This window comes from Marinomonas rhodophyticola (assembly GCF_026113935.1).
In the GTDB taxonomy this organism is placed as follows: Bacteria; Pseudomonadota; Gammaproteobacteria; order Pseudomonadales; family Marinomonadaceae; genus Marinomonas; species Marinomonas rhodophyticola.
In genome coordinates, this window is the sequence record NZ_JAPEUL010000004.1 from 889296 (window position 1) to 908973 (window position 19678).

A 19678-nucleotide genomic window follows, 5' to 3' on the forward strand; every position below is an offset into this window, starting at 1 on the left:
ACTGCAAAAGAATTATGCCAATAATACTGGGGAAATAGCGTATGGAATTTGGAGAAATTGTCTCCGTGTTGCTCCAGGGAGCCATTGTCACAATAGAGATTGTGGCGATGGCTCTACCCTAGCTGTGGTGATGGCTTTTAGTTTCGGATTGATTCGTCTTTATGCACCAGCCCCTTTCAAACAAATTGCTATTTTTTATATTGAATTTTTTCGCGGTACTTCCGCTTTAATTCAGTTGTATTGGATATATTTCGTGTTGCCGTTTTTTGGTATCACAATTGATGCAATGACGGCTGCTGTGGTGGCTTTGGGGTTAAATATTGGCTCTTACGGCACTGAGGTCGTTCGAGGTGCTATTCAAGCCGTTCCAAAGGGGCAGTATGAGGCTTCAATTGCGCTCAATTTTACGGCTTCTCAGCGTTTATGGCGCATAATCATGCCTCAAGCTCTTGTGAATATGATTCCTCCTTTTGGTAATTTGGCTATTGAGTTAGTAAAAGCAACCTCATTAGTCTCTTTGATTACGATCGGTGATTTAACCTTTAAAGCCAAGTCATTGGCCGATACTACTTTACAAGTGGGGGAAATATTTGGTGTTGTTTTATTATTTTACTTTGTAATTGCTCAGTGCTTAGTATTTTTCATTAGGCGCTTAGAAACACATTTGGGCAAGGGCTTAGGTCGTGGAGGCATTAACTCATGAATGGATTTCAATGGGATTGGGCATTTACCTGGGAAGTGTTACCGATGATTTTGTCCGCAGCAAAAGTCACTTTATTGGCCACCTTGCTAGGCAGCATTTTTGCTATTTTTATGGGTTTGGTATTTGCCTTACTTCGTCGCAGCAACAGAGGTTTACTGCGTATTAGTGTTTACTGGGTAGTCGAGTTTATACGCAGTACGCCTTTATTAGTGCAGATTTTCTTTTTGTATTACGTCATGCCAGAATTTGGCGTCAGTTTATCTCCGCTTGCAACGGGTGTATTGGCCTTAGGCCTTCATTATGGCGCTTATCTATCAGAAGTCTTTCGCAGTGGGATTGATGGTATTGAGAAAGGCCAGTGGGAAGCCGCAAGGGCGTTAAATCTTTCTTTGCTCGATACTTACAAAGACATCGTATTGCCTCAAGCTATACGTCCTATGATTCCCGCAACAGGGAATTATATCATCGCGATGTTTAAAGAAACCCCTCAGCTTTCAGCAATTACGCTCTTAGAAATGTTGCAGATAGCAAAAATCATTGGCTCTGAAAATTTTCGCTATTTAGAACCATTTACCTTAGTGGGTATTTTGTATCTTGTATTTAGTATAGCAGCAGCCTACGGCATCCATCAGGTTGAAAGACGCTTTCCAAAAGAAGGATTTAGTTTGAAATGAACGCGCCAATTATTGAGTTTAAAAATGTTAAAAAGTGCTTTGGCGATACCGTTATCTTCAGTGATTTTAATTTTAAAGTAGAAGAAAATGAAATCGTTTCGATTATTGGACCTAGTGGTTCTGGTAAAAGCACGCTATTGCGAATCTTGATGACTTTAGAAGGCATCGATGGTGGCTATATTAATGTGGCGGGTGAGTCACTTTGGCATATGCCTTGGCAGGGGCAATATGTCCCTGCCAACGGTAAGCACTTGCATAAAATGCGACACCATCTTGGTATGGTGTTTCAGCATTTTAACTTATTTCCACATATGACAGTGAAGAGGAATATCACTGAAGCGCCGATGCGTGTGAAAGGTATTTCACGTGAGGAGGCCGAGGCATCAGCGGAAAAACTGCTTAAATTAGTGGGGTTGTCTGATAAAGCAGATAGTTACCCCAATGATTTATCGGGAGGTCAGAAGCAGAGGGTAGGTATTGCTCGAGCTTTGGCCATGAAGCCATCCATTTTGTTACTGGATGAAATAACCTCCGCTTTAGATCCTGAGCTTGTTGATGAGGTTTTGGATGTTATTCGAAATCTGGTTAAAGAAGACAGTTTTACCATGCTACTTGTCACCCATGAAATGTACTTTGCTCGTGAAATTAGTGACAGAGTTTGCTTCTTCGACAATGGTGCGATTGTTGAAGAAGGGGCACCAGAGACGATTTTCACGCAGCCTAAAGAAGAGCGTACAAAAGCCTTTCTAAATGCCTATCTTGGTAACAATAGTTAGGGACGATGCGAACAAGCCCTCTTGCCTCAGCATGTGGATAAAAGCCTGTTGTTCGAGGTGAGTGCCGAATGTGAATCGTGGTTCTATTTTCGAGGTGCTCAACAAAGAATGCAGACTTTTAGACCATGCCCTGCGGGTCTTTCGGAGCTTGCTATTAGAAGTAACAGGCCACATATCGTTGCGACTCTTTGAAAGGTATCTACATTCCTTCAGAGTCGCGCCTTATTTGACGATTTCTCTGAAAGACTGAGTCTTAGTAGACTTATTCGTACCTTCCCTAGCAAGACCTTCCTATATTCGTGTTAATAACTCAATAAGGCGTCTATTCGTGTTAATAACTCAATAAGGCGTCTACCGAGCGCCTTATTTTATAACGATAGCAAATCCCTCATTCTCCACTGATAATGGCGCTATATATTATGGAGTATCAAATATATGACGCCTTTGTATGGTTTACTTTTGCTGACTTTATTTGCGGGTTTGGCTATGCCTTTGGGGGCATTAATTGCGCATTTTGAGCGTATAACGCCAGAATGGCTAGAAACAGAGTTGATGCACGGCATCACGGCTTTTGGTGGTGGTGCATTGTTGTCTGCCATTTCCCTAGTCCTTGTACCTGAAGGGATTGGGCATTTTTCCACTTGGGCTGCTGCTATATTGTTTCTTTTAGGTGGCATGATGTTTATGTGCCTAGATATCTTTTTATCTCACAAGAAGACCGCTATGAGTCAGCTAGTGGCAATGTTAGCTGATTTTATTCCAGAATCACTAGCTTTAGGTGCCGCATTGGCTTTGGGTGGTGTCAATGCCGCATTGCTTGCCGTTTTGATTGCAATGCAAAATTTACCTGAGGGCTTTAATGCTTTTCGAGAATTGAAATTGTCTTCCGATTATGGTCCTTGGACTATTATCCTGTGCTTTTCCGTATTGGCTTTGTGTGGCCCTGTGTCTGGCGTTATCGCGTATTTGTGGTTATCTGATTGGCCCGCTATTGTGTCGGGTATTATGTTGTTTGCTTCTGGCGGCATTCTATACGCTGTATTTCAAGATATTGCTCCACAGGTTCCTTTAGAAAAGCATTGGTACCCCACCGATGGGTGCGGTATTGGGTTTTGCGTTGGGTTTGGTGGGTTATATGCTTACTCAATAATTAAGATAACAAAAATGTATACAAAAATAGTTTGAATGCAATATAGTTAGTGTCCTATTTAGCTTATTCCCAAGGAAGTAGTGTTGTGCTTAGAATTTTAAATGATATGAGTTTAAGTGCATTAGTTGCAGGTTTTGTAGCGGTGTTAATTGGTTTTGCTAGCTCGGTTGCTATCGTATTTCAAGCCGCTCAGGCGGCTGGTGCGGATTCAAGTACGATCATTTCTTGGATTATGGCATTGGGCTTTGGCATGGGAGCGACTTGTTTTTTTCTATCCTTATGGTATCGGTCTCCAGTAATTACAGCCTGGTCCACACCTGGTGCGGCTTTACTTGCTACTAGTTTGGGTAATATTATTTATACCGAAGCAATAGGGGTGTTTATTTTCGCAGGAGTGTTAACGCTATTAACAGGTGTATCAGGCTTATTCGATAAAGTGATGCGTCTGGTTCCTTTGCCAATTGCTTGTGCTATGTTGGCTGGTGTTCTTTTTAAGTTTGGTCTTTCGATTTTTGATTCAATGATGAGTGATGTTTTCCTTGTCGGAAGTATGTTGCTGACTTATTTGGTAAGCAAGCGTTTTGTGCCTCGCTATGCTGTGTTATTCGTGTTGATGATTGGAGTTACTTATGTCTTGGCAAGGTCTGATACTTCCATTGTGTCTAACATTCCTTTAGAAGTGGGTGATTTGGTCTGGGTTTGGCCGGAGTGGAATCTGAGTGCTTTATTGGGTATAGGCATACCCTTGTACATTGTTACTATGACATCTCAAAATATCCCTGGTGTCGCGGTCATGCGAAGCAGTGGCTATGAAACACCTGTGTCGTCTTTGATCAGTTGGACAGGTTTTACATCGATTGTGTTAGCGCCTTTAGGTGGTTTTGCATTCAATCTTGCCGCTATAACCGCTGCGATTTGTTCTGGTGACGAGTGTCATAAAGACCCTAAACGTCGTTATATTGCGGGACTTTCTGCTGGTATTTTTTATGGGTTAGCAGGGCTGGCAGGTACATCGGTTGTTGCCTTGTTTTCAATTTTCCCAGTCACTATGGTCGCAGCATTAGCAGGTATCGCCTTATTAGGGACCATCGGGATGAATTTAAAAAATGCCATGGCGGATGATGCTAATCGCGAAGCGGCACTGGTTACTTTTTTGGTAACGGTTTCGGGATTATCATTTGGTGGGATTGCGTCTGCTTTTTGGGGCATTCTATTAGGGGGTGTGTGTCTTCTAATCGGTAAGATAAAATGGCAATAAGTAGGTTGATAACGTGGATATTTGCCAAAAAATTAAAGATGACATATTGAACAACCAATTACCAAAAGGGGTTCCGCTGCGGCAAAATGAGTTGTCTGCGCGCTATGGCGTAAGCCGGATTCCGATTAGAGACGCATTATTATCTTTAAAAAATGAGGGGTGGCTAGTTCCAAATGGTAAAGCTGGCGTAATGGTTCCTAAATTGAATTGGCAGGAAGCCGAAGATCTTTCTTTTATGAGAGCGGAATTAGAATGTCAGTTGTTGAGTTTAGCGTTTGATCGCATTACAAAGAATGACATCCTATCGGCCAGGCTTTCTCTTGTTGAGTTGAATGAGAATAATTTAACGCTTATTCGTCGAGGCGAGCTTCAATTGGCGTTTTCACGATAGCCTTTATCGACCTGCTGATAGGCCTGTGTTGCACAGTACGGTAGAACGTCTAAACCGGCAGGCGGTTCGTTATTTAGGATTTCAGTATGGTCCATTGGCTTATCGGCAAACGAGCGAAGATCAACATGATATGTTATTGCAATTTATTGAGTCTAAAAATAAAAATGCTGCACTCGTATTATTGAGGCAGCATATAGAGGATGCTGGAAATTTATTGGCAAGCTATTTAAAGGAAAGAGTTTGATCTGCAGAGGGTTGTGGCAAATAAACGCTCAAATTTGCCCCACCAAGCGAAAGAGAAGACTCTTTTTTAATGAAGCCTTTTACCTCGTCGATAACATGAGCCGTGGCAGATAATTCTGCGAAATACAATCCTAGCCCAGTATTGCCTTCAAGAAAAGCTTCCGGCTGATCATCGCTAAGGTTAAAACCTTGTCCGTCGTCTTCAACAGAAATGACTAGGTAATCTGTCTTTTGGGTTGCGCTAATGCGAATTTTTGTCTTGGCGAAGCGTAATGCATTATAGACTGCTGTGCTTACGACCGCAGTCATAAGGCGTTCATCAAATGTACCTGTTAAGCTGGGATCGCACGCATAGTCCAATTCTAAGTTTTTTGCTTTAGCGGAAGGTTGTAGGGCAAAAACTTGGTCATCAAGAAATTCATCGAGTAAAAAAGTATCTACGTGTAAATCGTAACCATCTGAGGCCAATCTATAAAGATATAAATATTCTACCCATTCATCATTGAGTTTTTTTAGGGACTCTTCAATTAAGATGATTTTCTTTTGATTAGCATCATTATTGCTAATCGCATCTTTAAGGCTTTGTAATTGATAAAGCAAGGTCCCTACTTGGTTTTTGCTCTCGTGTATTGCACTGGCTAAGATGGTGCTGATGTCGATTTTTTCATCTTTAGCTTCCAAAAGATTTTGTAAAAAAAGTACTTTGCTGTTTGCTAGGTGGTGTGGCACTGCCAGATTTTACTTCACTAAGCCAAGCTTCGAAAATTTGTTTTGCGGTTGATTTGTCGTTATCCGCGAGATAAACATCAATTTCGTAACTATAGGTTTTGGCTTTATTATCTGGATCATCAAAAAAAGACTCATGTATCTTTTTGAGCGTACTTTCAAAATTATCTTTTTGTCGAGGTAGTAGAGGCCCACTGTCCGAAATTCTAGCGAGAGATTCTAAATGTTTTATGTAAACTTCGGCCGTGTTGTAGCATGAGTATTTTGCTAAGAATACGGCTCTTCGATAAGCCATTTCGGCGGCTATATAGTCATTTAATAAGAGGCTTATTTTCCCCAGTTCCATTTGTCTTAAAATATTTTTTGGGGATTTTCCGACCGCCTCGATGAGGGTGGCCTGCGCCTCTTCAAGGTTATTATTTTTGACTTGAATTTTAGCAAGCCAATCATAGGCGCTGACGAAAAAGCGATTATCGAGCATAAGCTGCCGAAAGCTTTGCTCCGCTTTTTCTAGCTCACCCATGAAAAAATAGGTTTTTGCTTTACCAAATAGAGCCCCAAGGCATTTTGCGGTTTTTGAGTGTTTTATTAAAAAGTGAAAGGGCTTTTTTGTACTCTTTTATTTCTAGAAAACTTTCACCAATAATTCTTTCACATTTTCCGAGCAATGATGGGTGTTTTTTGACTACTCTTTTTGCAGCAAGAATAGCCTCATTAAAATTGTTTGCATCTAATGCTAGGTTGACTTCAAGTAATCTTTCTTTGGTTTCTAATAATTTACTGAGGCGTCTTTGTAAAACGGCCTGAGAAAATGGCTTGGTAATATAGCCATCTGGTTGGTATTCAATCGCTCCCATTACCATCTCAATGGATGTTTCGGCCGTTACCATCAAGTATGTAGCGGTATGCGGTATGAGTTTTGAATGTCTGATTTCTTCTAATAGTTGTTGCCCATCTTTACCATTGCCTAGATTGTAATCAGATAAAATGACATCGAACGAGTGGCTTCGCAGAAGTTCGACTGCCGTTTCTGCTTTCATTGCAATCTCAATGGAAGTAAAACCGAAGTCGGACAGCATTTTTCGCTGCATGATACGGGCTTCTGCCATATCCTCTATCAGTAATGCTTTTTTCTTAGAGAAATCTTGTTGAGCCATAAATAATTACATTCCGTGTTTAGCAATTATAAAAAGGATTTATTTGGATCGATGACCAGATCTTCTGAGAAAATTTCATCCTCTTCTGAGGTTTGCTGTGGAATGGCATAAGATTCACTCGCCCACGCTCCTAAATCAATCAATTTACATCTAGGGCTGCAAAAGGGCGATCAATATTTTCTTTAGACCAAGCTGTTTTGGTTTGGCACGTTGGGCAGGCAACTAACGTTGCTGTGTTACTGTTTGGCATAATAGTGACTCTAAAATTTTTTGGTGCAATTTTAAGACTTTAGCATTCATATCAGCAATATTGCCAGTGTTTTCCAAGACGAAATCGGCTCTCTTAATTCGTTCAATATTAGTTAGTTGAGTGACGAGGATTTTTTTAACACTCTCTTGGGTTATTTGATCTCGATTCATGGTGCGTTGGATCTGTATCTCTGTTGGAACATCAATCGCAATCACCCATTTACATAACGCATTTTGGTTTGTTTCGAATAGCAGAGGATGGACGAGCAAAACATATTTCGACGTTGCGGCCTGAAGTTGAGCGCTTATCTCTTTTCGGATTGCGGGATGTGTTAACGCTTCTAGCCACACTCTTTCCTTGGGCTGGTCAAAGATGATCTCTCGTAATGCTTTTCGGTTCAGGGTACCGTCTTTTTGTAAAATATCGTTCCCATAACGCTGGTGGATGCTCTTCAAGCACTCAGAGTTAGGCTGAACCACCAATCTGGCAACGTCATCAGCATCAACACTTTGAATGCCTATTTCGTTGAAATACTTTGTAATCGTACTTTTGCCAGAACCAATCCCGCCAGCAAGACCGATGATTGTAGGAGGGATATTTGTCATAGTGTTATAAATAAAATACCAAAATAGCTGAAAATATTAAAAAAGGACCGAATGCTATTTGTTTAGATCCATTTTCATTTATCAATATAGTGTATAGGATTCCACTTAAACTTGCACAAAGTAAAAGCGCTGATAAATTAGACAATCCAAGCCACGCGGCAAGTGCGGCCACCAGCTTTGCATCACCTAAACCTATTCCCTCATAGCCTCTTATGACGAGACAACATTGCCTTAATCCACAGATAAGGCTAAAGCCTACCAGTAGGCCTAGTACGCTATTTTCGAGTGTGTCTAAGCTTAAGTGCAAAAGTAGGGCGCAGCCTACTACGAGCAGGTTGCATTCATCAGGTAGCAGTTTGTGTTTCATGTCAATGGAGGCTGCTGTCAGCAAAGTGCTCATCACAATAGTGTGTAATACGAGCTGAAAGGTACCATCGGTAAGCCAAGGCAAAGGAAGGCAGCACATTATATGAAGGCATTCAATGATAGGGTACTGGTAACCAATGTTTTTTTTACAATAGCGACACCTTCCTTGCAAAAATACATAGCTTATTATCGGGATAAGGTCTTGCCATGCCAGTAAATGACGACAACTCATGCACTGGGAACGGCGTTGGCGGATTGTTTCTGGTTCATTTTTTGAGAAGGGTAACGACAATAGAAGGTGAGCTTCTTTTCGCCATAAATACTCATTTTTAACAGGCCATCTCGTTGCGAAAGCGGCTGCGTAACTACCTAGACTGGAAGTAAATAAAATGTATAAAAACCATTCAGTTATTGTCATATTGATTTAATGTATTTCAAGTAAAGGGGTGTATAGGGAGATGAGTGCTGAGGCAACAAATCCCCCTGCTATGAATAAACAAATAGCTGGTATGAGTTTTTCCAGTAAAGCGATATTTTTTTGCCAGCGCCTTTCATGCTCTTTAGTGGCAAGAGTAAGTGCTCTTTCAATATTGCCATCTTTTTCGGCAGAATTTAGGGCAATTTCTGCTTCATTCGGGAACCACGTGTTTGGGAAGCTGTTTGTGTAGCTTTTGCCTAATTGTAGGGTGTAATAAACTTGGTATATTTGCTCTTTTGTTACTTCATGTTGGAAATAGGTTGGCATGTGCTTTAATGCTTCTTGCAAAGTGATCCCCGTTTGTCTTGTTGTATTAAGTAATGAGAAAAGCTTAGTGAGTCGAAAATTTTGACTGTATTTTTCAAGCCAGGAGCAGGCATAGCCCTTATAAAGACTGTTAATAATCACTAACTGAACCGCACTACAGGTAAGGTAGAGAGAAATATTGCTTATCAACATAAAATAATAGTGCTCGACAGCGGTGTGCTGCATGACAAGGTTTGCGATGAGTATCATCAGGGCTATTTGAATGATGCAAAAAGGATAGGTAAGGGCTTTTAGTAGTCTATGAGACCAATCGAGTAGTGATTTAAGCTGGAGTATAGAAATCGTTAGACTTTTCTCACAGTCTTCTCGACTGCCTTGGGCATTGAGTAATTGACAATAAGGGGCAGCAGAGTGACTGGTCAGTTTACTGAGGGTATCGTTAAAAAGGCGGCCTTTTTCTAATTCGGTCAATAATGCTTGGCAGTTGATGGAGATAATTGGGTGAGGAGAAGAGAGTGCAAAATGGGAGATAGCTTGATTAAGCTGTAAGCCTGAGTGTAAAGCATTCTGGAGTTCATCATAAAAGGTCTTTAATGATTGATAATCTAATTTTTTGGGCTTCCACTCCGCTATTGATATTTGCCAAGTGCCAAGTTTTAGTAAATCAAAGGTAACCGCGTCCTCTGATGAACCATAGCAGTAATCAATCTTTCCATTTGAGTGTTGAATTTTATACCAAGGCATATCAAGTCTCCTTGCTTTGAGAAGGAAATGCTTTCCAAAGAGAAGGCGTTGATATCAGGGTGTCGTAATCTTTTGGCAATACTTCTCCCCATAATGGTTGCAAACCATTAAATATGGGTTGTTAGGAGCTAGATTTATAGAGCATGGATTGGTGAATAATCAGCTTTAGAGAGCTTACCAAAGAGAAAAAGTCTACCTGCCAACCGTGGCAACGATGAATAGCATCAAGGGCTGAATTAGTATGTAGTGTGGCCAACACAAGATGTCCAGTAAGTGCGGCATTGACAGCAAGGTTGGCGGTGACGGCGTCGCGAACCTCACCAACCATAATCACATCAGGGTCTTGTCTTAAAAAGGATTTCAAAAGAGCAGCAGAATCTAGGCCGATAGCGGTGTTTGGTTCGCATTGAAATAAACCAGGAATTTCATATTCAACCGGATCTTCAATGGTGAAAATAGTTTTATTGCCTGTGTTTAGAGCGTCGAGACAGGAATAGAGTGATGTACTTTTTCCTGCCCCCGTCGCACCACAGACCAAAACCAAGCCGCTAGAATAACCAAGAGTTGAACTAAGTGTGTTAAGAAGGGCGGTTTGTATGCCAATGTCATTGAGTGCCAAACGGCTCTTTTCTGGTAGTAATCGCATGGCCACTTTCTCGCCTTTAACGGTAGCGATGATGCTGACTCTAATAAAGGTGCTACGATGTTTTTCTTCGAATAAAAATTGTCCTTCTTGTGTTCGCCTCGTTTCAGATAAATCTAAATTTGAGCGCATCTTAATACGATTGATTAAGCTACTATCCTGTGGGAGCTCGGCTACTTTTTGCAACACGCCGTAGCAGCGTTGATAGATAATTGTCGCATGCTTTGAATGCTCAATGTGAATGTCGCTAGCATGCTGGCTGACGGCTGTAACAATGATTTCTTCTAATGTCATTGTTTTTCTCCCGCCAAACTCTTGCATTGTAACGGAAGAACGTTTTCAGCCAAGTCTGAAGTACAGTGCCAGTTTCTATTGGTATCACGTGCGTATTTTAAATACTGGTTTTCTGTTATGCCGGTACTGTCATTCAATGTGAGTTGAATATTTCCGGTTCCCTTATTTTGATCATTAACAGTAATCAATTTTACAATTGAATCTGTGTCGAGAGGGTTTTTTATTAAGTTAAAATCCGCTTCGCTAGGAAAAGAGCCATGCAAAAGAATAAACTCTTCAACCAATGACTGGTGTTGAGTCGCCAGATTTTGGACTTCGATCAATTTTGCTTTTGTGATCTGACGCGTGAAAGCGGGGGCTGATAAGCTGGCTAAGATAGAAATGATTGCAATGACAACCATTAGTTCTAGTAACGTAAAGCCACGCATTGAGAGGCGAGAGGATCGCATTCTTCACTCCTTGAAGATTTCTGGTTATTGGCATCCTGCCGAAAAATTCATATCATAACTTTTATATGCTAAACGATTTGATCAAGAAAGTCTCCCACATGAGTTTTTTCTTGATAGCTTAGGGTTTTATTATCTTTGTGGGCTGTATTGATCAATGGGTGAATATCGTCTTCGATAAACTCTTCCTCTGGTTCTAGTTTGTCGCGTCGATTGATTTCATCGTCTTCGATTTTTTTACGATTTCTCTGTGATAAGGCTTGACCTTGTTCCGATATGGTAACGATAAGATCGCTGGATGCCTTTGCATTGCGAGCGTTTAGAGCCGCCATATTGGTGTCTTCATCTGAACGCAAATCAAAAGTAGTGTAGCCAGGAGTGGCTGTACTCGTGATTGTATGGTTTGATACTGCAATAACGTGAGGAAGGCTGCCAGACATAATGTCCACCAAGTTTGTGATATCAATAAATACTAATAGTCATTTAATGATCTGTCTACTTTTTAACCATCTTTCTTGTTTAAATAATGTGGCCGTTGCGCAAGAGCCGAATTTAAAACTAAGTTAAAAAGTAGACACCAAAAAGACGTATATTTCTCTAGTATAGGTTAGTTATTTTTTATTTTGGCCTGCCTGAATGGCTGTAATCGCAATGGTGTAGACAATGTCATCCACTAGCGCGCCGCGTGACAAATCATTAACGGGTTTACGTATGCCTTGTAGCATTGGGCCGATACTGACAACATCCGCGCTTCGTTGAACGGCTTTATATGTTGTATTGCCCGTGTTTAAGTCTGGAAAAATAAAAACGGTCGCTTTGCCTGCCACTTTGCTGTTAGGCGCTTTTTGTTTTGCGACTTTTTCCATAATAGCAGCGTCGTATTGCAGCGGGCCATCAATTAATAAATCAGGTCGAAGTCTTTGCGCAATAGCAGTCGCTTCTCTGACTTTATCGACATCATTTCCTGTTCCGGATCCACCAGTGCTGTAACTTATCATGGCTACTTTCGGTGTTATACCAAAGGCTGCAGCAGAGTCGGCGCTTTGAATGGCGATTTCAGCGAGTTGCTCCGCGGTTGGATCTGGGTTGATGGCGCAGTCTCCATACACCAATACTTGATCTGGTAAACACATAAAAAATACCGAAGAGACTAAGCTGGCATTAGGTGATGTTTTGATGATCTGAAGCGCGGGGCGAATAGTATTGGCCGTTGTGTGTACTGCACCAGACACTAGGCCATCCACATCGCCAACTTGTAACATCATCGTACCAAGTACAACATTATCTTCAAGTTGTTCACGGGCAACGATGTCAGTAAGTCCACGATTCTTTCTTAATTCCACCATTGGAGCGACGTAGCGTTCACGAATGCTACTAGGGTCTAATATTTCAACTCCATGGCTTAATTCAATGCCGTTGTTTTGTGCAATACGCAGAATTTCAGTTTCATTCCCTAGTAAAGTACAACGTGCAATGCCTCGTTCCGCACAAATAGAGGCTGCTTGTATTGTACGAACTTCTTCCCCTTCCGGTAGGATAATACGCTTATTTAGAGAGCGGGCAAGCTCGATCAAACGAAAGCGGAAGGCAGGAGGAGAGAGTTTTCTTTCTTCTTGGTTCATCGCAAACGAGTTGATCCAGTCATGATCTATGCATCGAGCAATGTGCTCTTTAACCATGAGTACGCGCTCTTTGTCATCCAGTGGGATTTCTTGGTTGAATGATTGCATATTAATGACGGTTTCCCAACTGTTGGATTCAACCGATAGGACAGGTAAGCCTTTGGCCATCGCTTTTCCGCAAAGTGCCATAAGAGATTCACTTGGCTGATAACCACCGGTTAAAACCAGAGCGGCGATTTTAATGTCATTCAATGCAGCAATCGCGGTGGCCATGATGACATCAGTGCGATCGCCTGGCGTGAACACCAAAACACCAGGGCGCAACGCTTCAAGCATATTTTCCACGCCACGAGCGCAGAGTGTATAAGACTGCACGCGTCGAGATTCAATTTCACCGGCATTCACAATGCGAAGTTCCCCAAAAAGTCGGCTACGTCTTTGACACGAGGATAGGTGAGGCTCGTCCGCTTTTGGAATTTGACCCAGTAAACTGAAGTTACGTTTAAAAATACCTCGTTGTGCAAACAAATCCCCGTATGACTTGACGCCTAACGAACCTGGAGTGGTTTTATTTAAAATACAGCCAATGACATCATTGGCTTTAATGCCGCCGTAAGATCCAGCTGCAATTTCCACATGATGCTCTAGTTCATTCACTCTCATGTTGTTTGGTGCTGTGACCAAAACGAGTCCCGCATCAAGGGTGCGAGCGATGGCTTTGTTTAGTCTTGTTGCATAGGGGTGGCCTGCAATTTGCGCGAGACCCTCTACAATAACCGTTGAGTCAGGCTCTACACTGGCTTGAAAGCGCCCTACGATTTCTTCCATGAGTTCATCAATATTGTCATTATAAAGGTAGCGTTCTGCCTCATGCAGTGGGATAGGTTCAGCAGGGGTGAGGGTTGAACCCTGAGCTACCATGGCGGTTGACTTATCTGGTCCTTTATCGCCAGGCTGAGGTTGAGCGATAGGTTTGAAAAAACTAGCTTTTAAACCTTGCTGTTCTAACGCGCGAACAAGGCCGACTGAAACTGACGTTAAGCCAACGCCTGGGCCAGTAGGAACGGTCATTAATACATTTATTGACATTTTTGATGAATCCTAAATTAGTCCATTTTTGAGGGCAAAGTCTTGATCAGTGAGAGATCAAACTTATCGTATCCAATGCAATCATTAGTTCCTCATTCGTCGGAATTATCCACACGTTAGTTCCACTGCTTGCTGAGCTAATATTGGTCGTATCACCGCGTGGCGCTGTTTCGTTTAGCGTCGAGTCTATAGTGATATTGAGTGCTTTTAAATGATCACAAATAGCTTGACGTAAATAGGATGAATTCTCTCCGATGCCCCCCGTAAACACCAAGTGATCAATACTTTCCAAAGTGGTTGACATGCTAGCTAGATGTTTGGCTGTTCGGATTGCAAACATGTCCAGTGCCAGTTTCGCTCTTTGGTCTCCTGATACCATTGCGTCTTCAAGCGTTCGGCAATCGTTGGAGATTTCTGACACTCCGAGTAGACCGCTTTTTTTATTCAATATATCAAGAGCCGCATCCGCTGAAATGCCCTCTGCTTGGCTAATAAAAGACAGTAGGCTTGGGTCTATACTGCCGGAACGAGTCCCCATCATTAAACCTTCAAGTGGGGTGATCCCCATGCTGGTATCGACTGATAGGCCTTTATCAATTGCACATGTGCTTGCACCATTGCCTAGGTGTGCCACAAGCACGCCTTGTTGATCGCTGCCTTTTGCTACTTGTTCTAAACGTTGGCTAATGTATCGGTAGCTGGTGCCATGAAAGCCATATTTGCGAAAATGATGTTGTCGATAAAAATGCATCGGTATGGGATATAAATATTGTTCAGGGGCAATGGTTTGATGAAAGGCTGTATCAAACACCGCAACTTGAGGTAAACCTGGGAAAAGTTCAAACGCAATCTCTATGCCCTTTATATGTGCTGGATTATGAAGCGGAGCAAACTGCGCGCATTCTTTTATGCCATCTAGTACGGTTTCATTAATTAAAACGGATTGGCTAAATGTTTCACCACCATGAACAACACGGTGACCTATACCTACTAGTGAATCAGCGATGTCTGGATGACTGTTAAGCCATTCTTTAATTTGAGCCACAGCGTTTTTATGGCTACCGTCTTCTAAAAGAATCGTCTTTTTTTTGCTCTCAAATTTAAAGGTAATATTACTTTCTTCTGTACCTAATCTATCGGCTATACCCTCAATTAATGAGTCTTGACCTGCATTGGCAAGAACGGCAAACTTTAAGGAGGAGCTGCCGCAATTAATCACTAAAATACTATCTTTCATCATTATTCCTGAGATACACGCATAGACAGATCTATTGCTTGAACATGTTTTGTAAGAGCACCTATGGACACAAAATCCACACCAGTGGCAGCAACCTTTAAAAGCCGTTCCTTATCCATGTTTCCTGAGGCTTCAAATTTTACCTGTCCTTTGTATTTGTTCACTGCAGTGGTCATGTCTTCGTAGGAAAAATTATCCAGCATAATAATATTCGCACCAGCACTTACTGCCATGGCAACTTCTTCAAGGTTTTCGGTTTCGACTTCAATAGTCTTGCCTGGTGCTATTTTTTGCGCCATTTTGACGGCATTAGCAATGGAGCCTGCGGCCATAATGTGATTTTCTTTTATCAAAAACGCATCGTAAAGCCCCATACGGTGATTTTGTCCCCCTCCAATGGTGACAGCGTATTTTTGTGCTTGTCGCATGCCGGGTAATGTCTTGCGAGTATCGAGTATTGTGAGTGGCGTGTCCTTAACAATTTGACAATATTGACGAGTAACACTCGCTGTATAGGACAGTGTTTGTAAGAAGTTCAATGCTGTTCGTTCGCCCGTTAAAATACTTCTTGCATGGCCTTTTAACGATAGAAAAGGTTGGTTGGGCTTCACCAGATCGCCTTCTTTGTTATGCCAATCAAGAATCACCTTACCACCTAACTGAGAAAACACTTCATTTACCCAAGCTTGACCGCATAATACGGCATCTTCTCGGCTGATGACTGTTGCGACTATTTCTTGATCATCTGGTATAAGTTGCGCTGTTATGTCACCTAAGCCCATATCTTCTTTTAACGCAAAAGTCACTTGCTCTTGCATGTGTTCTATTAATAGTGAAGTCGGAAGGGTCATGTGTTGTCCTAAATAAGCCACTTAAATAAAGCCACTATTGTAGCTTGATATACTTAATGCGTCAGTGTTGTTTTTTTATATTCCTTGTCGTAGATCTATTGTTTTATCTCAAAAACGAGCGAATAAATTGTTTTTGTGATGTTTGTTTTTTTGATGATTGTTATGTGTCTTTGTTTTTTAGATAGTGTGTCTTGTTTGCTATATTGCGATGAATATATTTCAAAAAATACAGCTTGACGACGCGCTAGGGTGTCATTATGTGATATTTTGTGAGGAAATTCCCCTGTGCTGAATAAAGCGAATAGCCACCTTATACATAAATGGATTTAAAATTCATAGTGTTTATAGGCTTCATATTTTTTGTGAATTTTGGTGTGGTGATGTGTACTTTAGCGCGATAACGTGGTCTTTTTGTCAGTTTTTAGATAAGATTTGGTCTGCAAAAAAGATTCAAAAGCCTCTTAGAGACTTCAATCTTTGTGGGGGTGGCTAGGCGATCTCTTGAATAGGTGTTAATCTTACGCCCGAATTGGACTCTTTGTGCCCAGATAAAAGCTTGGTACAAAGTAAGATTTTTGTAAAACACGGCCAATAAATACTAGGTTGAGGCTGTGTTATACGCATGTACTACATGTACTAAGTAGACAAACAGTTTTGAATTTTTATGTGCATCTAGTAAGGCTATCTTGCATGTGAAAACTTAATGTTGGGTTTGATGAACCAAACCCAAAATGGAAGCGAACCGACTAGATACACTGGTGGTCGATGCAATGGACATAATCTTAAAACAATAATAATTGCCATTGGAACGGATAAAAACGACGCTTTAAACGCAAATTAATAGGGTGTCGTTTTATCCTAGGTCGGCTGGAGCTTACATATAAGCTCTGATGGTTCGTTTAAGTAGCCTCCAAGGCTTACATACACATAATGTCCTTGGTAGGTTAAGTATCTGTTCTAATAGCGGGAGTTATTAACACGATGACTGAGCAGCATATTCTCGAAGACATCGATCCAATTGAAACCAAAGAGTGGGTCGATGCGCTTGAGTCTGTCCTTCGCGAAGAAGGTCCTGATCGCGCGCAATACATTTTAAATCGTTTGACGAATGAAGCTTCAAAAGCGGGTACGTCAATGCCGTCGTCTATTACGACGCCTTACCGAAACACAATCGCTCCTGAAAATCAGAAGCCATTGCCTGGTGACGTGTTCATGGAACGTCGTATTCGTTCTATTATTCGTTGGAACGCATTGGCTATGGTAATGAAGGCAAACCGTGTTGACTCAACACTTGGTGGCCACATTACGAGCTTTTCTTCAGCAGCAACGCTTTATGATATCGGCTTTAACCACTTTTTCCGTGGTACAAGCGAGAAACAAGAAGCGGATATGGTTTTCTTCCAAGGCCATATTTCACCTGGTATCTACGCACGTTCATATATTGAAGGGCGCTTGACAGATGAGCAGCTTGATAACTTCCGTCGTGAAGTGGATGGCAAAGGTATTTCTTCCTATCCTCACCCTTGGTTGATGCCAGATTATTGGCAATTCCCAACAGTGTCTATGGGATTAGGGCCACTTCAGGCTATTTACCAAGCACACGTTATGAAGTATCAGCATAGCCGCGGTTTAATCGACCAAGGCGATCGGAAAGTATGGGCATTCTTGGGTGATGGTGAGTGCGATGAGCCAGAATCTTTAGGTGCTATTGCTTTGGCTGGCCGCGAGAAATTGGATAATCTAATTTTTGTTATTAACTGTAACTTACAGCGCCTCGACGGTCCTGTTCGTGGTAATAGCAAAATTGTTCAAGAGCTTGAAGGCGTATTCCGTGGCGCTGGTTGGAACGTCATTAAATGTTTATGGGGCCGTCACTGGGATCCATTATTCGAAAAAGATGACAAAGGTTTGCTGATCAAGCGTATGAATGAAGTATGCGATGGTGAGCTTCAGAACTACAAAGCAAATGGCGGCGCTTACACCCGCGAGCATTTCTTCGGTAAGTACCCAGAATTGCTTGAAATGGTTAAAGACATGACAGATGAAGAAATCATGAATCTTAACCGCGGTGGTCACGACCCTTATAAAGTTTATGCTGCCTACGCCGAAGCCACATCTCACAAAGGTCAACCGACTGTAATTCTTGCCCAAACTGTTAAAGGTTACGGCATGTTTAAAGCGGCTGAAGCGCAAAACACAGCGCACCAAACGAAGAAATTGGATGAAGAGTCATTGGCTCAGTTCCGTGATAAGTTTGGCATTCCTATTAGTGATGAAGAGCTAAAAGATTTACCTTACTACCGTCCAGCGGAAGACAGTCCAGAAATGCAATACTTGCGCTCTCGTCGCAAAGAATTGCATGGTGATTTCCCAGTGCGTCGTCGTGATTGTGAAGCACTTGAAGTCCCTTCTTTGGAAGCCTTTAAGTCTCAGATCGCGGGAACAAACGGTCGTGAAATATCAACTACTATGGCGTTTGTGCGTGCATTGAACGTCATGGTTAAAGATAAAAATATCGGTGAGCGCGTTGTACCGATTGTTGCGGATGAAGCGCGTACTTTTGGTATGGAAGGTATGTTCCGTCAGCTGGGTATTTACACATCTGAAGGTCAGCGCTACACGCCGCATGACCATACTCAGATCATGTATTACAAAGAATCTGCAGACGGTCAAATTCTACAAGAAGGTATTAACGAACCAGGCGCATTTTCTGCTTGGTTGGCGTTAGCGACTTCTTACAGTAACAGCAATCTTCCAATGATTCCTGTGTACATTTACTACTCAATGTTTGGTTTCCAGCGTATTGGTGACTTGGCTTGGGCGGCAGGTGACTCTCAGGCTCGTGGTTTCTTGATTGGTGCAACTGCCGGTCGTACAACGCTTAACGGTGAAGGTTTGCAGCACGAAGATGGTCATTCACATATTCTTGCGGGCACAATTCCTAATTGTGTGTCTTATGACCCTACTTATTCATACGAAGTCGCTGTTATCATGCAAGATGGCTTGCGTCGTATGTATAAAGAAAAAGAGAGTGTTTTCTATTACTTAACCGTAATGAATGAGAACTATACGCACGAAGATATGCCTGAAGGTGTTGAAGACGGCATCATTAAGGGTATGTATAAGCTTAAATCTCACGCTAAGAAAACCAATAAGAAGCAAGTTCAATTACTTGGTTCTGGTGTTATTCTTCGTGAAGTGGAAGCGGCTGCAGAGATCCTATTTAATGATTACGGTGTTAACTCCGACGTATGGAGCGTGACATCTTTCAACGAACTACGCCGTGAAGGTCTAGATGTAAGCCGTTGGAACATGCTTCACCCAGAGTCTGAACCTCGTGTATCTCATGTTGAATCATGCTTGAATGGCAACGGTCCTGTTATTGCTTCTACCGATCATATTAAATTGTTCGCAGATCAAATTCGACCATTCGTAAAAGGTACATACAATGTGCTTGGTACAGATGGTTTTGGCCGCAGTGATACTCGTGCTCAATTGCGTCACTTCTTTGAAGTGAACCGTTATTGGGTAGTGGTTTCTGCCTTGAATGCACTGGCGAAAGACGGTGTGATTGATGCATCTGTAGTTAGTGGAGCAATTGCTAAGTTTGGTTTAGATCCTGAGAAGCCAAACCCTGTCACTTGCTAATTACCTGACAAGCTAGGTATCTGGCTTAGTGTATTTTTTCTACCTAAGCCAGATAAGTTT

Annotated in this window: 21 protein-coding genes; 8 read left to right on the top strand and 13 right to left on the bottom strand. The window is 41.9% G+C overall.

Annotation, left to right across the window (positions count from 1 at the left end; translation table 11 throughout):
- Positions 1-130: 130 nt before the first annotated feature.
- The 7 genes from ehuC to ONZ52_RS05195 all read left to right on the top strand — a co-directional run bounded on the left by ehuC (position 131) and on the right by ONZ52_RS05195 (position 5196).
- The gene (ehuC, locus tag ONZ52_RS05165) at positions 131-703 is read left to right on the top strand and encodes an ectoine/hydroxyectoine ABC transporter permease subunit EhuC (RefSeq protein ID WP_265217643.1); all 573 of its coding nucleotides are present in this window, start codon (positions 131-133) and stop codon (positions 701-703) included.
- Entirely contained in the window at positions 700-1377 is a 678-nt protein-coding gene (gene ehuD, locus ONZ52_RS05170) for an ectoine/hydroxyectoine ABC transporter permease subunit EhuD (protein WP_265217644.1), read from the top strand. The genes ehuC and ehuD overlap by 4 nt, the downstream gene beginning before the upstream one ends.
- Positions 1374-2153, top strand: coding sequence for an ectoine/hydroxyectoine ABC transporter ATP-binding protein EhuA (gene ehuA / locus ONZ52_RS05175; protein ID WP_111607622.1), 780 nt, complete (start codon positions 1374-1376; stop codon positions 2151-2153). Before ehuD ends, ehuA begins: the two co-directional genes overlap by 4 nt.
- A gap of 435 nt (positions 2154-2588) precedes the next feature.
- Positions 2589-3338, top strand: coding sequence for a ZIP family metal transporter (locus tag ONZ52_RS05180; protein ID WP_321160260.1), 750 nt, complete (start codon positions 2589-2591; stop codon positions 3336-3338).
- A 50-nt stretch (positions 3339-3388) separates the two neighbouring features.
- Entirely contained in the window at positions 3389-4561 is a 1173-nt protein-coding gene (locus ONZ52_RS05185) for a benzoate/H(+) symporter BenE family transporter (protein WP_265217645.1), read from the top strand.
- A gap of 46 nt (positions 4562-4607) precedes the next feature.
- Positions 4608-4952 (top strand): GntR family transcriptional regulator, encoded by a 345-nt coding sequence (locus ONZ52_RS05190; RefSeq protein ID WP_265217646.1) that lies wholly within the window; start codon positions 4608-4610, stop codon positions 4950-4952.
- Positions 4953-4977: 25 nt separating this feature from the next.
- Entirely contained in the window at positions 4978-5196 is a 219-nt protein-coding gene (locus ONZ52_RS05195; RefSeq protein ID WP_265217647.1) for a GntR family transcriptional regulator, read from the top strand.
- On the opposite strand, the gene ONZ52_RS05200 is transcribed toward ONZ52_RS05195, so the two are convergent.
- The 13 genes from ONZ52_RS05200 to nadC all read right to left on the bottom strand — a co-directional run bounded on the left by ONZ52_RS05200 (position 5175) and on the right by nadC (position 15970).
- A complete protein-coding gene (locus tag ONZ52_RS05200; protein ID WP_265217648.1) occupies positions 5175-5876 on the bottom strand; it encodes a sensor histidine kinase in 702 nt (233 codons plus the stop codon). The two genes, ONZ52_RS05195 and ONZ52_RS05200, sit on opposite strands and share 22 nt — an antisense overlap.
- The gene (locus ONZ52_RS05205) at positions 5866-6444 is read right to left on the bottom strand and encodes a tetratricopeptide repeat protein (protein ID WP_265217649.1); all 579 of its coding nucleotides are present in this window, start codon (positions 6442-6444) and stop codon (positions 5866-5868) included. The genes ONZ52_RS05200 and ONZ52_RS05205 overlap by 11 nt, the downstream gene beginning before the upstream one ends.
- 19 nt (positions 6445-6463) lie before the next feature.
- A complete protein-coding gene (locus ONZ52_RS05210; protein ID WP_265217650.1) occupies positions 6464-7078 on the bottom strand; it encodes a response regulator in 615 nt (204 codons plus the stop codon).
- Between the two features lie 26 nt (positions 7079-7104).
- A complete protein-coding gene (yacG, locus tag ONZ52_RS25255; RefSeq protein WP_428981155.1) occupies positions 7105-7221 on the bottom strand; it encodes a DNA gyrase inhibitor YacG in 117 nt (38 codons plus the stop codon).
- A gap of 79 nt (positions 7222-7300) precedes the next feature.
- Complete coding sequence (gene coaE / locus ONZ52_RS05220; protein ID WP_265217651.1) at positions 7301-7933, bottom strand: dephospho-CoA kinase; 633 nt, start codon at positions 7931-7933, stop codon at positions 7301-7303.
- 4 nt (positions 7934-7937) lie between these two features.
- On the bottom strand, positions 7938-8717 hold the full coding sequence (locus ONZ52_RS25260) for a prepilin peptidase (RefSeq protein WP_409419435.1): 780 nt from the start codon (positions 8715-8717) through the stop codon (positions 7938-7940).
- Positions 8718-8723: 6 nt separating this feature from the next.
- The gene (locus tag ONZ52_RS05225) at positions 8724-9788 is read right to left on the bottom strand and encodes a type II secretion system F family protein (RefSeq protein WP_265217652.1); all 1065 of its coding nucleotides are present in this window, start codon (positions 9786-9788) and stop codon (positions 8724-8726) included.
- 121 nt (positions 9789-9909) lie between these two features.
- The gene (locus ONZ52_RS05230; RefSeq protein WP_265217653.1) at positions 9910-10725 is read right to left on the bottom strand and encodes a GspE/PulE family protein; all 816 of its coding nucleotides are present in this window, start codon (positions 10723-10725) and stop codon (positions 9910-9912) included.
- Positions 10722-11174 (bottom strand): pilin, encoded by a 453-nt coding sequence (locus ONZ52_RS05235; protein ID WP_265217654.1) that lies wholly within the window; start codon positions 11172-11174, stop codon positions 10722-10724. The genes ONZ52_RS05230 and ONZ52_RS05235 overlap by 4 nt, the downstream gene beginning before the upstream one ends.
- 68 nt (positions 11175-11242) lie before the next feature.
- The gene (locus ONZ52_RS05240; protein ID WP_265217655.1) at positions 11243-11611 is read right to left on the bottom strand and encodes a hypothetical protein; all 369 of its coding nucleotides are present in this window, start codon (positions 11609-11611) and stop codon (positions 11243-11245) included.
- Between the two features lie 171 nt (positions 11612-11782).
- Positions 11783-13882, bottom strand: coding sequence for a phosphate acetyltransferase (gene pta / locus ONZ52_RS05245; RefSeq protein WP_265217656.1), 2100 nt, complete (start codon positions 13880-13882; stop codon positions 11783-11785).
- Between the two features lie 46 nt (positions 13883-13928).
- Entirely contained in the window at positions 13929-15119 is a 1191-nt protein-coding gene (locus ONZ52_RS05250; protein ID WP_265217657.1) for an acetate/propionate family kinase, read from the bottom strand.
- A 2-nt stretch (positions 15120-15121) separates the two neighbouring features.
- Positions 15122-15970, bottom strand: a complete 849-nt coding sequence (nadC, locus tag ONZ52_RS05255) for a carboxylating nicotinate-nucleotide diphosphorylase (RefSeq protein WP_265217658.1) — start codon at positions 15968-15970, stop codon at positions 15122-15124.
- 981 nt (positions 15971-16951) lie between these two features.
- On the opposite strand from nadC, the gene aceE reads away from it, so the two are divergent.
- The gene (gene aceE, locus ONZ52_RS05260) at positions 16952-19618 is read left to right on the top strand and encodes a pyruvate dehydrogenase (acetyl-transferring), homodimeric type (protein WP_265217659.1); all 2667 of its coding nucleotides are present in this window, start codon (positions 16952-16954) and stop codon (positions 19616-19618) included.
- Positions 19619-19678 lie beyond the last annotated feature (60 nt).

Excerpts from the sequence above, each read along its gene's own strand:
- ehuC (WP_265217643.1), top strand. The coding sequence starts at position 131 with ATGGCTTTTAGTTTCGGATTGATTCGTCTTTATGCACCAGCCCCTTTC.
- ehuD (WP_265217644.1), top strand. The coding sequence starts at position 700 with ATGAATGGATTTCAATGGGATTGGGCATTTACCTGGGAAGTGTTACCG.
- ehuA (WP_111607622.1), top strand. The coding sequence starts at position 1,374 with ATGAACGCGCCAATTATTGAGTTTAAAAATGTTAAAAAGTGCTTTGGC.
- ONZ52_RS05180 (WP_321160260.1), top strand. The coding sequence starts at position 2,589 with ATGACGCCTTTGTATGGTTTACTTTTGCTGACTTTATTTGCGGGTTTG.
- ONZ52_RS05205 (WP_265217649.1), bottom strand. The coding sequence starts at position 6,444 with ATGGGTGAGCTAGAAAAAGCGGAGCAAAGCTTTCGGCAGCTTATGCTC.
- ONZ52_RS05210 (WP_265217650.1), bottom strand. The coding sequence starts at position 7,078 with ATGGCTCAACAAGATTTCTCTAAGAAAAAAGCATTACTGATAGAGGAT.
- coaE (WP_265217651.1), bottom strand. The coding sequence starts at position 7,933 with ATGACAAATATCCCTCCTACAATCATCGGTCTTGCTGGCGGGATTGGT.
- ONZ52_RS25260 (WP_409419435.1), bottom strand. The coding sequence starts at position 8,717 with ATGACAATAACTGAATGGTTTTTATACATTTTATTTACTTCCAGTCTA.
- ONZ52_RS05225 (WP_265217652.1), bottom strand. The coding sequence starts at position 9,788 with ATGCCTTGGTATAAAATTCAACACTCAAATGGAAAGATTGATTACTGC.
- ONZ52_RS05230 (WP_265217653.1), bottom strand. The coding sequence starts at position 10,725 with ATGACATTAGAAGAAATCATTGTTACAGCCGTCAGCCAGCATGCTAGC.
- ONZ52_RS05235 (WP_265217654.1), bottom strand. The coding sequence starts at position 11,174 with ATGCGATCCTCTCGCCTCTCAATGCGTGGCTTTACGTTACTAGAACTA.
- ONZ52_RS05240 (WP_265217655.1), bottom strand. The coding sequence starts at position 11,611 with ATGTCTGGCAGCCTTCCTCACGTTATTGCAGTATCAAACCATACAATC.
- pta (WP_265217656.1), bottom strand. The coding sequence starts at position 13,882 with ATGTCAATAAATGTATTAATGACCGTTCCTACTGGCCCAGGCGTTGGC.
- ONZ52_RS05250 (WP_265217657.1), bottom strand. The coding sequence starts at position 15,119 with ATGAAAGATAGTATTTTAGTGATTAATTGCGGCAGCTCCTCCTTAAAG.
- nadC (WP_265217658.1), bottom strand. The coding sequence starts at position 15,970 with ATGACCCTTCCGACTTCACTATTAATAGAACACATGCAAGAGCAAGTG.
- aceE (WP_265217659.1), top strand. The coding sequence starts at position 16,952 with ATGACTGAGCAGCATATTCTCGAAGACATCGATCCAATTGAAACCAAA.